The sequence below is a fragment of the Melioribacter sp. Ez-97 genome (assembly GCF_051488665.1).
GTDB lineage: Bacteria > Bacteroidota > Ignavibacteria > Ignavibacteriales > Melioribacteraceae > Melioribacter.
Window position 1 is genome coordinate 111,352 of sequence record NZ_JBPSEG010000008.1, and the last position, 12,721, is coordinate 124,072.

The following is a 12,721-nucleotide window of genomic DNA, read 5'->3' on the forward strand; positions in this document are numbered from 1 at the left end:
CATGGCAAACAAAATAAGACTTGACAATGATTATCCGGTTATTGCAAAATCGGACGAACTCTACAACAGGGCGTTGGGATTAATTCCCTCCGTAACTCAAACGCTGGCTAAAGGTCCCACGCAATGGATTAACGGCGCGGCGCCGAAATATCTGGTTAAAGGGAAAGGTTCTCATGTGTGGGACGCGGACGGCAACGAGTATATTGATTATTTAATGGGAGTCGGACCGTTGTCGCTCGGCTATGCATATCCCCGCGTCGACGAAGCCATTAAAAAGCAGCTCGAAGACGGAATTACGTTTTCGATGATGCATCCTCTTGAAGTTGAAGTGGCGGAAATGATTCGAGACGTAATCCCGAACGCCGAATCCGTTAGATACAGTAAAACGGGCGCGGATGTTACGAGCGCCGCAGTACGGCTTGCGCGGGCGTATACGGGGAAAAACAAAATCCTCTGCTGCGGCTATCACGGCTGGCACGACTGGTACGTTTCCGTTACGGCGCGTAATTTTGGCATTCCGGAAGAAGTTCAGAAATTAACCTTCACTTTTGATTATAACAATATCGATTCTCTTAAGAATTCAATCGACGACGATACCGCCGCGGTTATACTCGAGCCGGTAGTCTTCCAGGAACCGAAAGACAATTTTTTGCATAAAGTAGCCGAGATTTGCAAAGAAAAAGGGATTGTTCTAATCTTCGACGAAATGTGGACGGGATTCCGTATGGCGCTCGGCGGCGCTCAGGAATATTTCGGAATAACTCCCGACCTGGCGACTTATTCTAAAGCGGTCGCAAACGGAATGCCGATTGCGATACTTACCGGGAAAAAAGAAATAATGAAACTTGCCGAAGATGATATCTTCTTCTACACTACATTCGGCGGCGAGGCTCTCTCGCTGGCAGCGGCTAAAGCCACTATAGAAGAAATGAAAGATAAAAATGTGATCCCGTTTCTCGATAAACAGGGCAGGAAGATAAAAGACGGTTACAACGAAATCGCTTCAAAACTCGGTCTCGATTCTACAAAAGCCGTGGGATACAACTGGCGTTCGATGGCTACGTTCGATCCGAAAGGAGGAGACCCGCTGCTGCAAAAATCTTTTGTGCAGCAGGAAATGATTAAACGCGGAGTGCTCTGGCAGGGATTTCACAATATCAGTTTTTCTCATACGGACGAGGATATCGACTATACTCTGCAGGCTCTGGAAGAATCGCTTGCTCTTCTTAAAAAAGCTATAGACGGGAACAATATCAAATCGCTTCTCAGAGGAAAGCCCGTAGAACCTGTTTTCAGAAAGACGGATAATTTTAATATGAAACCGGCTTCAAAAAAGTGAGCTAATAATGGAATTGTTTACGCTCGAAAATAAAATTGCAGTTGTTACTGGGGCGCTCGGTCTCCTCGGTATGGAACACTGCAAAGCTTTATCGTCAGCCGGCGCAACCGTTGTTGTTACCGATATCGACGAATCAAAGGCTACTGAATTTGCGCGGGAGCTTTCCGGCAATTCCGTAGGACTCGGAATGGATGTCGTCAAACCGGACTCCATTAAAAAAGCAAGAGATGTAATCCTTCAAAAATTCGGAAAGATTGACGTGCTCGTTAATAATGCGGCTATCAACGATATGTTCGAAAATCCGAAAGCCGCGGCGGAGGAATCCAAATTCGAAAATTACCCGCTGGAATTATGGCAAAAATCTCTCGACGTTAATCTTACTGGAGTTTTTCTAACTTCGCAGATACTCGGAACGCCGATGGCAGAAAGGGGCAAAGGAAGCATTATAAATATCGCTTCCACATACGGAATCGTTGCGCCGGATCAATCGCTCTATCGTAATAAAGAAGGAGTTCAATCGTTCCATAAACCCCCCGCATATTCGGCTACCAAAGGCGGAGTATTAATGTTTACCAGATACCTCGCCGCATATTGGGGGCACAGAGGAGTCCGCGTTAACGCTCTTAGTCCCGGCGGGGTTGAAAACAACCAGGACGATTTCTTTATTCAAAAATATTCTTCTAAAACGCCGCTCGGAAGAATGGCAAAACCCAACGATTATTGGGGCGCGTTGATTTTTCTTGCCAGCGACGCTTCGGAATATATGACAGGCGCAAATCTGGTGGTCGATGGCGGCTGGACTTGCTGGTAAAATTACATTACACTTTATAAGGAATTTAAAATGTCGAAAAAAAAGATTACTAAAAAAGAACTCTATAAAAAAGCGGCGAAAATTAAATTGGTTCTTACCGATGTCGACGGAGTATTAACCGATACGGGAGTTTATTATTCCGCAGAGGGCGAATTGATGAAACGTTTTTCGATTCGGGACGGAATGGGCGTCGAACGTCTCAGAAGTTTGGTCGACGTCGAAACGGGAATCGTTACTCGCGAAGATACGAACATTGTTAAAACGCGCGCCGAAAAACTAAAGATTAACGAGCTCCACATGGGAGTTATGGAAAAGGAAAAACTTCTGGACGACATTTTGAAAAGAAAAAATCTTACTAAAGACGAAGTGGCTTTTATAGGCGACGATACAAACGACTTAGGCATTATGAAATCGGTCGGACTTGCCGCCTGCCCTTCGGATGCCACGCGCTTTGCAAAAAAAGCAGCGGACGTTGTTTTGGAACATCCCGGCGGCAACGGCGCGTTCCGCGACCTTGCCGAACTGATTATTGAAGCCAAAACGAAAGCAACGAATAAGGGAAAGAAATGAGCGTGAAGGTGGGTAAAAAAATTATAGGCGAAGGCGAACCGGTTTATGTTATAGCCGAAATCGGAATTAATCACAACGGCTCGCTTGAACTCGCTAAAAAACTGATCGACGGAGCCGTCTTTGCAGGGTGCGACGCTGTAAAATTTCAAAAAAGGACGCCCGAATTGTGCGTTCCGAAAGACCAGTGGCATCTTGAACGCGATACGCCGTGGGGAAGAATTAGTTATATCGAATACCGTCATAAAGTGGAATTCGGCTACGACGAATACGCCGAGATTGACCGATATTGTAAGGCGAAAGGAATCGATTGGTTCGCTTCTGCGTGGGACGAGCAGGCTGTCGATTTCCTCGAAGAATTCGAACCGGTTATGTATAAGATTGCCTCGGCGTCGCTTACGGACGATAAATTGTTAGCAAGAATTAAATCGACCGGCAGACCGGTTATGCTTTCGACCGGAATGTCCACAATCGAAGAGGTCGACCGCGCGGTAAATTATCTTGGAAAGAATAATTTGCTTATTGCTCAGTCGACTTCGAGTTATCCCTGCAAACTGGAAGAATTGAATTTACGCGTTATCGGAACATACAAAAAAAGATATCCCGAAATTCCGATCGGATATTCTGGACACGAAACGGGATTGGCGCCTTCGCTCGCAGCCGTTGCATTGGGCGCGGTTTTTATTGAACGACACATTACGCTCGACAGAGCAATGTGGGGAACCGACCAGGCTGCCTCGGTAGAAATCGGCGGCATGTACAGATTGGTTAAAGACATACGCGATATCGAAAAAGCCTTAGGCGACGGCGTTAAAAGAGTTTACGAAAGCGAATTAAAAAGTAAAACAAAACTACGCAGGAGCGGATAATGAAACGTATAATCTATTTAACTCTCTTTTTATTCCTACCTCTTTATCTCATTGCCGGTCAATATGAAGTGGAATCGCCCTCAAAAAAGCTGAGAGTTTCAATAAGCGCAAACGATAATCTTACCTATTCGGTTTTTTATAACGATGAGATGATTATCAAGCCCTCCGTTATATCGATGACGCTCGACAGGGGAATATTGGGGAAACAACCGCAGGTGAAAAACAATTCGGTCAATTACGTCAATCGCGATTTGAAACCGGTCGTAAAACAAAAATACGCGGTAATTAAGGACGAGTTCAACGAGCTGCGGCTCGATTTCGAAAATAATTTTACTCTCTTTGTAAGAGTTTACGACGAAGGTTTCGGTTACAGAATATCGACGTCGTTTGAAGATTCTATTACGGTCAAAGAAGAAATTTTTGAGGCAAATTTTGCAAACGATTTCAAAGTCTATTTCCCGCAGGAAGAAAGTTTTATGTCCCATTCCGAACGTCTTTATAAATATCTTCCGTTAAGTGAAATTGACGAAAAAAGTTTTTGCTCGCTCCCGGCTTTGGTCGATCTGAATAATTCCGTTAAAGTAACTATTACAGAAGCAGATCTTTATGATTATGCGGGACTCTATCTCAGAGGCGCCAATTCTACCGTTCTGAAAGGATTGTTCCCTTACTATCCCGCCGAAACGGAAATGAAAAGCGACAGGGACGTTTATGTGACTAAACGTAAAGATTATATAGTGCGAACGAACGGGACCAGAAATTTTCCGTGGAGAGTGTTCGTAGTTACGGATAACGACGGCGCCTTAATCGAAAATACTATGGTCTATAAACTCGCTCAACCGCACGATCCTGAAATCGATTTCTCATGGATTAAACCCGGTAAAGTAGCGTGGGATTGGTGGAATGCAAACAATATTTATAAAGTCGATTTTAGAGCTGGAATCAATACGGCTACCTATAAATATTATATCGATTTTGCTTCTCAACACGGAATCGAATATGTGATACTCGACGAAGGATGGTACAAATTGGGAAATCTCCTGGAAGAAAGTCCCGGTATGGACGTAAAAGAAATTGTAGAATACGCTAAAGAAAAAAACGTCGGAATAATTCTGTGGGTAATCTGGAAAACGCTCGACGACCAGTTTGAAGAAGCAATGAATCTTTTTGAAAAACTCGGCGTCAAAGGAATTAAAGTCGACTTTATGCAAAGGGACGACGCCCGGATGGTCAATTACTATTATAAAGTGGCACGCGAAGCCGCCAAACGCAAACTGCTTGTCGATTTCCACGGCGCTTATAAACCCACCGGCTTATACAGGACTTATCCGAATGTGCTTACAAGCGAAGGAGTGTTGGGTCTCGAGCACAACAAATGGAGCGACGACGTAACTCCTGAACACAACATTACTATTCCGTTTATAAGAATGCTCGCAGGCCCGATGGATTATACTCCCGGGGCAATGAATAATGCCGTTAAAGGAAATTTCAGGGATATATTCACACAGCCGATGAGTCAGGGTACGAGATGCCATCAACTTGCCATGTACGTAATTTACGAAAGCCCGCTGCAAATGCTTGCGGACAGTCCTACAAATTATCTGCGTGAAAAAGAGTCGCTTGACTTTCTTTCGATTGTTCCGACAGTGTGGGACGACACAAAGGTTCTGGACGCTAAAGCAGGCGATTATGCCCTTGTAGCGAGAAGATCGGGCGATAAATGGTTTGTAGGAGCAATGACTGATTGGAACTCAAGAACTTTAAAACTCGATTTTTCGTTTCTGGATGAAGACAGGGATTATGAAATTACAATTTATCAGGACGGCATTAACGCCGACAGAAACGGCAACGATTATAAGATTGTAAGATCGACTGTTAGAAAGGGAGATATGATTGAAATTAATCTCGCTCCCGGCGGCGGATGGGCTGCAGTAATAGATTAAAAGTATAATTGCGCAATATGGAATTCGAATCGTATGAATTAATATCGTATGCGGTTATCATTTTAACCGCGGTTTTATTCGTTCTGCTCGAAAGGATATTTCCTTACAATAAAGGGCAGGAAGTGCTGCGCAAAGGATTCTTTGACGACCTGGCATTGTACACAATTGCGCAAAGTTACATTCTCGGTATTTTTATATTCACCGTTATTATTAAAGGTATCGACAATGCAACCGGCTTGTCGCGACTCGGTTTGTTTGACAATGTACCGATCTGGATTCAGTTAATCTTTTTTACCGTAACCCATGATTTTTATATTTATTGGATGCACAGGTGGCAGCATCGAAATAAATTTTTATGGCGGCTTCACGAGGCTCACCATTCTCCGGAAAAAGTCGATTGGCTTTCCGGATCGAGAAGCCATGCCTTCGAAATTCTTATTAATCAAACCGTGGAATTTATGCCGATAATACTGCTCGGCTCGCCCCCTGAGGTTGTCGCGTACAAAGGCATTATCAGCGCGGTTTGGGGAATGTATATCCATTCGAATCTGAATGTGCGAAGGGGTTGGCTGCAATACATTATTAACGGACCGGAAATGCACCGCTGGCATCACACTACCGGAAAAGGTAGAAACAGAAATTTCGCTACAAAACTTGCTGTTTGGGATTGGCTTTTCAATTCTGCTTTTTTACCCGGAGAGAAAGCCGAACAATACGGTTTGAAAACATTTTTTCCGGACAATTATTTCAAGCAGTTCCTTTTCGCTTTCAGACCATTTAAGAAAAAGAAAAACAGCCTGCTCGATAAAATACTTAGGTGAATATCGGCAGGCTGTGCGTTTAAAATTATAAACCCGGAATTTTTTTATCGCCGGGATACTCGACGGAAAATGTGTATCGTACTGTCTTTGTCTCTTCGGGTTCCAGTTTTAATTTCCACTCGAGAATTCCCGTTTGAGGATTGAAACTTGACCCTCCGCCGTCAATGAGTTCTACTTTAATATCCTCGTTCTTCGACACGGGTATATTGTCCTGTAATGTAATTTCAACGGGCGTCTGTTTCTTGTTGTTCAACGATAATTCGTAAGTAAATCTGCGCTCTACTTTTTTGCTTAGGAATTTACCTTCTTTATAATCCCTGATTAATTTTCTCATTGCAATTATGGATTGATCTCTTCCAGCCGAAATTTGCAGAGTGTCCGAAACCGTATTTGTTTCGATGTAGCTTTTTCCTATGTAACTGTTCTCGAGATATACGTTTGCTTCGCCGTCGAGTAAATCGAATTTTTTCCAGTCGATTAAATCGACAACCAGAAACGCATTTTCGTCGTGCTTCGGAACGGCGTAATATTTATACGAAGCTTCGGCTTCGAAATTGTTTATCAAAACCGAATGCGGTATGCCGTCGGACGGAATTGTGTAATTTAAAGCGGGCGTAAAATCGGTTGTTAATATGTTTTGTATCTGCCGGAAGGATTGAGTTACGGCTGCGTCGTAAAGAACGTCTTCCGATGCAACGGCTGCGGTTTCTCTTTTTAATTTTGGCGCAGCCCCGTAATAAACGGGCATATCGTAGAAATCGATCATCCAGGTATTCAATTCGGGTTTAATGTTGCTCCTTTGCGGATTTCGCGTGGATAGAATTATTTTAACGTTCGTCCAATCGATGCCGCTCTTCTGCCTTATATCCGCTTTGTACGAAATTATAGGAGGCGTTAGCAGATTGTTAATTCTTATGTCGTAATTGGGACTCCAGCTTGCGTCGTCGATCATGTACGAAACGTCGATTGAAACGGATTGAGCCGACGGCGAAAAAAGAACAATTTTCAAATCGTTGCGCGGGCGAGAATCTTTGAGATATTCGATTTGCTTTTTCAATTTTTCGATATCTCTTTTTATTGTTTCGTTATCTGCGTCGAGTTTCCTAATGGAGGCTTTAATTTCGGTCAGGCGTTCGCCGTAGTATTTTCCGAGCTTCCTAATATTGTCGATCAAACGCGAGGCGTCGCCCTCTTTTAATTCTTTGTTGGCAAGTATCAGTTCCCATTCCGCTTTCAGAATATCGGTCTTGTCGTTATTGACTTTTAATTTTTCTTCGAGGATTTTCAAAGAATCTTCAAGGCTTTTTATTCTTTCGTTGTTAACGTTACTTTTAAGGAAATTGATTTCTTTTGTAATCGAAAGGATTGATACGCTGCCGTCGATTTTAATATTTACGCTGCCCGGGTCGAAATTTGCGGCAAGTCCTTCCAGGAAAATTTCGTTCTCGCCTTTGTTTAATTTCAATGCGGCTGTATGTATCAGTTCCGCTCCGCGAACGTAAACTTTTACTTCTTTGAGATTTGCTTTGGCCGTTTCGGCGGGAAAGAGATTTGCGCTGTGGAATAACGTCAGTAATACAAATAAAAATCGTTTCATTTTTTTGCCTCTTCTATGTTGGTTCTTATACCCGGCTTTTTGACCGTCGGTTCCTCGATAATCGTCTTTATATTGAGCGGGTCTTTATTTATCTTTGTAAATCGATTTAATGCGTTGAAACGGTCAGAAAGCATGCAATGAAAAAGTTATTAATTGAATTTCTCAAAAAACATTTCAAGGAAATCGCCTCGAACTGGGCTGCCAAACTAAAACAACTTTTCAAAGATAAACTTTCGGATTCGCAAATAGAAACATTTACCGAAAGTTCTTTACTTACGTTTATTGACGTTCTGGAAGAAGGCGACTATAAAATAGCGGATTTGTATCTGATCGAAATATACACTCTCTGCTCGAATCTGAATATGAGTTTAATCGACGTCAGTCAGCTTTTCAGTCAGGGCAGATACGCGATCCTCAATATTATCGAAACGGAACTGACGGGTCCCAACGACCCGATAATACTTCTCGGATTTATCGACGAGATAATCGAGCAGCTTTACGCGCGGTATAGCATGCTCCATCAGGAAGCCAAAATGAACGAGTTGAAATACGACCGCGATCGTCTGGCTTCCAAACTCGAATTGAGCCAACAATACCTTAAGAATATACTTCACACTTCCGATTCGGCAATAATGATGGTGGACGAAAACGAAACATTCATTGCGTGGAATAAAGGCGCCGAACGAATCTTCGGATATACTGAAGAAGAGATTATCGGCAAACCGTCTTCATTTCTTTTGCCCGAAGGCGAAAAATATCAAAACGAATTGAAGGAAATTCAGGAAGAAGTTAAAGAAGGCGCTACAAAAATTCTCGAAACGGAGCGAAGAACCAAAGACGGCAAAATTCTGAGCGTTAAACTGAGCGTTTCCAAATTGCCCGGAAGCAACGGAGGTTATGCGGGAAGATCGATAATTATTAAAGATTTCACCGAATTTAAAAAACTGCAGGCTCAAATCGACCAGTCGGAAAAATTAGCCGTCATAGGTCAGCTGGCGGCGGGCGTCGCGCACGAAATCGGAAATCCGCTCGCATCGATATCGTCGCTCGTTCAAATTCTTCAGCGGAAAAGCAACGACCCGTTTTTCACGGAACAATTATCCAATATTAAAGAAAACATCGACAGAATTTCCAAGATCGTGAGGGAACTCGTCGACTTTTCGAGACCTCCGAGCTACGAAAAATCTATGAGCGACATTACGGATATTATTAAAACCGCGCTTGGAATAGTTAAATACGACAAGAGGGTTAAAAAAGTAAAATTCGAAACCGACTTAAAAGAGTCGCTGCCGAGGATTAACGTAGCTACCGATCAAATCCTGCAGGTCTTTGTAAATATATTGATTAACGCGCTCGACGCTATTGAAGGCAACGGCAGAATTACGGTTAAATCCGATTACGACAGGGAATTCATCTACGTCAGTTTTTCAGACGACGGCTGCGGTATGGACGAAAATACAGTCAAACAAATTTTCGACCCGTTCTTTACAACAAAAGAAGTGGGTAAAGGCACCGGACTCGGACTATCAGTCAGTTACGGTATTATTAAACAGTATAACGGAGAAATAACCGTCGAAAGTAAATTGAACGAAGGCAGTACTTTTACGGTTAAAATCCCGATCAAAGAAAACACGAAAAGTAATTTGAGGTAAAATTATGGCTGCCAGAATTTTAATTGCGGACGATGAAAAACCGATCAGAGATTCGTTAAAAATGGTCCTAGAAGACGAAGGTTATTCGACCGACGTTGTAGGCGACGGCGAAGAAGCTCTGGAAAAAATAAAATCGGATAAGTTCGACATCGTTATTACCGACATAAAAATGCCGAAACTCGACGGCATTCAATTGCTCGAACAGGCGTCGAAAATCTCTCCCGAAACATTTTTTGTGATAATGACCGCTTATGCCTCGGTCAACACCGCAATCGACGCATTGCGACAGGGCGCTTACGATTATCTGATTAAACCTGTTGAATTCGACGACCTGATTATCAGAATTAAAAGATTGCTCGAATACAAGAATCTCGCCTTTGAAAATAAATCCCTCAGACAACGCATTTCTACCGAAGCCGATTTTACAAATCTGATCGGAAAGAGCGAACCGATGCGAAAAGTCTTTTCGATTATTACGCAGGTCGCTCCTACAAACAGCAACGTTCTGATTATCGGTAAAAGCGGAACGGGAAAAGAACTGGTAGCGAAAGCGATTCATTACAACAGTAACAGAAGGGATAAAATGTTTCTGCCGATTAACTGCGGCGCCATTTCCGAAAACCTGATCGAAAGCGAATTGTTCGGACATAAAAAAGGCTCGTTTACTGGCGCGACCGAAGACAAACTCGGGCTTTTCAAAGTTGCCGACGGAGGAACTCTTTTCCTCGACGAAATCGGCGACCTGCCTTTGAATATGCAGGTAAAACTTCTGCGGGCGATTGAAGACAGAGCTTTTATTCCCGTCGGCGGGGTTAAACCGGTAAGCACCGACGTTAGAATTATTGCGGCTACAAATCAGAACTTGTACGAGAAAACAAAAACCGGAGAGTTCAGGGAAGACCTTTATTATCGTTTGAACGTAGTCGAAATAAATCTGCCCGCTTTGAGCGAAAGGAAAGAAGACATCCCGCTGCTTGTTAATCATTTTATCGAGAAGTACAGCAAGGAAATGGGAAAAAAGATAATCGGCACAGACAACGATACGATGCGTATTCTGTTGAATCACGAATGGCCCGGCGGCGTTAGAGAGCTCGAAAACGTAATCGAAAGAGCGATTATTTTCAGCAACAAGGAACTGATTACAGTCGAGAATTTGCCCGAATATCTGAAAGGCGTGCCGATGGCGCACGACTATCCCGACTCGCTCAAAGAAGCTATGCGAAGTTTCGAGCGCGAGCATATTCTTAAAGTGATGAAAAAATACGATTACAATAAAGACGAAGTCGCCAAAGCGCTCGAAATAGGACTTTCGTCTCTCTACAGAAAAATGGACGAATTGAATATCCCGACAAAATTGTCGCAAGAGGAAGATAATCTTTAATTAAACAGGAGTATGTTATGGAAAAAGATTTCGGTATTACCGGGTTTGTCGAAAACGAAAATTATCAATGGGAGAATGTCGGCGAAGGCGTTAAAAGAAAAATACTCGGATACGACAAAGACCTGATGCTCGTACTTGTTGAATTCGATAAAGGCGCCGTCGGGTATGCTCACAAGCATCCTCACAAACAAATTTCTTACATAGTAAAAGGCTCGTTCGAAGTCGAAATCGAAGGACAAAAAAAGGTTCTTAAAGCGGGCGACGTTTTCTTCGTTCAGCCGAATTTGAATCATTCGGTTGTCGCGCTCGAAGACAGCGCTTTGATCGACGTCTTCAATCCATACAGAGAAGATTTTATCAAACAATAAGGTCGAAAATGAAGAAATTTATTTTTGCAATTGCCATGCTTGTCGTTTCCTCGGCGGTATTCGCCCAGATTAAAATACCATATACTCATCATCAGTTACCGAACGGGCTGAATGTAATACTGCACGAAGACCATACGACGCCAACGGTTTCCGTCAATATCTGGTACCATGTAGGTTCCGGATACGAAAAGCCCGGTAGAACCGGGTTCGCGCATCTGTTCGAACATCTTATGTTCGAGGGTTCCAAGAACGTTCAAGAGGGCGAATTCGACAAACTGCTCGAAGCGGCGGGCGGGCAGAATAACGGCTCTACTACCGAAGACAGAACTAATTATTACGAAGACATTCCGTCGAACGCGCTTGAGCTTGCTCTCTTTTTGGAATCCGATCGAATGGGATATCTTCTCGACGCAATGACTCCCGAAAAAGTAAACGGGCAGAGAGAAGTGGTAAAAAACGAAAGAAGACAAAGTTACGAAAACAGACCTTACGGACTCGCATGGGAAACAATCTATAAAAATTTGTATCCGGAAGGACACCCTTATTCCTGGCCTGTGATCGGGTCGATGGCTGACCTCGACGCCGCTACTTACGACGACGTTGTCGACTTCTTTAAAACTTATTATACGCCGAACAACGCCTCGCTCGTTATAGCCGGCGATATTGATCCGGAAGAAACTTTGAAGCTGGTCGAAAAGTGGTTCGGAGAAATTCCGGCGGGCAAACCCGTTCCGCCGTTGAATCCGGCTGCGGCGGTATTGAACGAAAATAAATTCGTTACGCTCGAGGACAGAGTTCAACTGCCGCGACTCTATATGACGTGGATAACGCCCCCGCGTTTCTCGCCGGGTGACGCCGAAATGGACGTCCTGGCAAATATTCTGGCTGGCGGCAAAAATTCGAGATTGTATAAAAGACTGGTCTACGATCTCCAGATAGCGCAGGACGTGTCGGCGTTCCAGAGCTCGTCTAAATTATCCTCGCAGTTTTTTATTATAGCTACGGCTCGGGCGGGTCATAATCTGAATGAAATCAAATCGGCAATTGAAGAAGAAATTGAAAAACTGAAATCCGAAAACCCGTCCGAAAGAGAATTGCAGCGTGCGGTTAATCAGTACGAAGCTTCATTTCTGAGGAACCTGGAAAAGCCGGGAGGCTTCCGCGGAAAAGCCAATCAGTTGAACGAATACTTTTATTACGCAAATAATCCGGACTATGCCAATGAAGACTTTAACCGTTATAAAGCGCTAAGTACAGACGATTTGAAAAACGCAGCGCGTGTTTTCCTCAAGAAAAACGGAAAAGTAGTTTTGAGCATTGTACCTAAAGGAAAAACCGAACTGGCAGCGGACGAACAAGGGGAGGGAAAATAA

Annotated in this window: 11 protein-coding genes; 10 read left to right on the plus strand and 1 reads right to left on the minus strand. The window is 43.5% G+C overall.

Features of this window, described 5'->3' with window-relative positions; translation table 11 throughout:
* Position 1 precedes the first annotated feature (1 nt).
* The 6 genes from ACSSWA_RS10415 to ACSSWA_RS10440 are packed head-to-tail and all read left to right on the plus strand — an operon-like array spanning position 2 to position 6,350.
* A complete protein-coding gene (locus ACSSWA_RS10415; protein ID WP_437356510.1) occupies positions 2-1,339 on the plus strand; it encodes an aminotransferase class III-fold pyridoxal phosphate-dependent enzyme in 1,338 nt (445 codons plus the stop codon).
* Between the two features lie 7 nt (positions 1,340-1,346).
* Positions 1,347-2,150: an SDR family oxidoreductase gene (locus tag ACSSWA_RS10420; RefSeq protein WP_437356511.1), complete on the plus strand. Its 804-nt coding sequence runs from the start codon at positions 1,347-1,349 to the stop codon at positions 2,148-2,150.
* A gap of 30 nt (positions 2,151-2,180) precedes the next feature.
* Entirely contained in the window at positions 2,181-2,720 is a 540-nt protein-coding gene (locus tag ACSSWA_RS10425; RefSeq protein ID WP_437356512.1) for a KdsC family phosphatase, read from the plus strand.
* Complete coding sequence (locus ACSSWA_RS10430) at positions 2,717-3,586, plus strand: N-acetylneuraminate synthase family protein (RefSeq protein WP_437356513.1); 870 nt, start codon at positions 2,717-2,719, stop codon at positions 3,584-3,586. The genes ACSSWA_RS10425 and ACSSWA_RS10430 overlap by 4 nt, the downstream gene beginning before the upstream one ends.
* Positions 3,586-5,529 carry a glycoside hydrolase family 97 protein gene (locus ACSSWA_RS10435; RefSeq protein ID WP_437356514.1) on the plus strand — a complete coding sequence of 648 codons (1,944 nt, stop codon included), beginning with the start codon at positions 3,586-3,588 and terminating at the stop codon, positions 5,527-5,529. The genes ACSSWA_RS10430 and ACSSWA_RS10435 overlap by 1 nt, the downstream gene beginning before the upstream one ends.
* Before the next feature lie 17 nt (positions 5,530-5,546).
* Complete coding sequence (locus ACSSWA_RS10440) at positions 5,547-6,350, plus strand: sterol desaturase family protein (protein ID WP_437356515.1); 804 nt, start codon at positions 5,547-5,549, stop codon at positions 6,348-6,350.
* 25 nt (positions 6,351-6,375) lie between these two features.
* On the opposite strand, the gene ACSSWA_RS10445 is transcribed toward ACSSWA_RS10440, so the two are convergent.
* Entirely contained in the window at positions 6,376-7,947 is a 1,572-nt protein-coding gene (locus ACSSWA_RS10445; protein ID WP_437356516.1) for a DUF4139 domain-containing protein, read from the minus strand.
* A gap of 137 nt (positions 7,948-8,084) precedes the next feature.
* Here ACSSWA_RS10445 and ACSSWA_RS10450 point away from each other — a divergent pair, with 137 nt between their 5' ends.
* The 4 genes from ACSSWA_RS10450 to ACSSWA_RS10465 are packed head-to-tail and all read left to right on the plus strand — an operon-like array spanning position 8,085 to position 12,721.
* Complete coding sequence (locus ACSSWA_RS10450; RefSeq protein WP_437356517.1) at positions 8,085-9,599, plus strand: two-component system sensor histidine kinase NtrB; 1,515 nt, start codon at positions 8,085-8,087, stop codon at positions 9,597-9,599.
* Between the two features lie 4 nt (positions 9,600-9,603).
* Positions 9,604-10,980 carry a sigma-54-dependent transcriptional regulator gene (locus tag ACSSWA_RS10455; protein ID WP_437356518.1) on the plus strand — a complete coding sequence of 459 codons (1,377 nt, stop codon included), beginning with the start codon at positions 9,604-9,606 and terminating at the stop codon, positions 10,978-10,980.
* Positions 10,981-10,997: 17 nt separating this feature from the next.
* Positions 10,998-11,348, plus strand: a complete 351-nt coding sequence (locus tag ACSSWA_RS10460; RefSeq protein ID WP_437356520.1) for a cupin domain-containing protein — start codon at positions 10,998-11,000, stop codon at positions 11,346-11,348.
* 8 nt (positions 11,349-11,356) lie between these two features.
* The gene (locus ACSSWA_RS10465; protein WP_437356521.1) at positions 11,357-12,721 is read left to right on the plus strand and encodes a M16 family metallopeptidase; all 1,365 of its coding nucleotides are present in this window, start codon (positions 11,357-11,359) and stop codon (positions 12,719-12,721) included.

Excerpts from the sequence above, each read along its gene's own strand:
- ACSSWA_RS10415 (WP_437356510.1), top strand. The coding sequence starts at position 2 with ATGGCAAACAAAATAAGACTTGACAATGATTATCCGGTTATTGCAAAA.
- ACSSWA_RS10420 (WP_437356511.1), top strand. The coding sequence starts at position 1,347 with ATGGAATTGTTTACGCTCGAAAATAAAATTGCAGTTGTTACTGGGGCG.
- ACSSWA_RS10425 (WP_437356512.1), top strand. The coding sequence starts at position 2,181 with ATGTCGAAAAAAAAGATTACTAAAAAAGAACTCTATAAAAAAGCGGCG.
- ACSSWA_RS10430 (WP_437356513.1), top strand. The coding sequence starts at position 2,717 with ATGAGCGTGAAGGTGGGTAAAAAAATTATAGGCGAAGGCGAACCGGTT.
- ACSSWA_RS10435 (WP_437356514.1), top strand. The coding sequence starts at position 3,586 with ATGAAACGTATAATCTATTTAACTCTCTTTTTATTCCTACCTCTTTAT.
- ACSSWA_RS10440 (WP_437356515.1), top strand. The coding sequence starts at position 5,547 with ATGGAATTCGAATCGTATGAATTAATATCGTATGCGGTTATCATTTTA.
- ACSSWA_RS10445 (WP_437356516.1), bottom strand. The coding sequence starts at position 7,947 with ATGAAACGATTTTTATTTGTATTACTGACGTTATTCCACAGCGCAAAT.
- ACSSWA_RS10450 (WP_437356517.1), top strand. The coding sequence starts at position 8,085 with ATGAAAAAGTTATTAATTGAATTTCTCAAAAAACATTTCAAGGAAATC.
- ACSSWA_RS10455 (WP_437356518.1), top strand. The coding sequence starts at position 9,604 with ATGGCTGCCAGAATTTTAATTGCGGACGATGAAAAACCGATCAGAGAT.
- ACSSWA_RS10460 (WP_437356520.1), top strand. The coding sequence starts at position 10,998 with ATGGAAAAAGATTTCGGTATTACCGGGTTTGTCGAAAACGAAAATTAT.
- ACSSWA_RS10465 (WP_437356521.1), top strand. The coding sequence starts at position 11,357 with ATGAAGAAATTTATTTTTGCAATTGCCATGCTTGTCGTTTCCTCGGCG.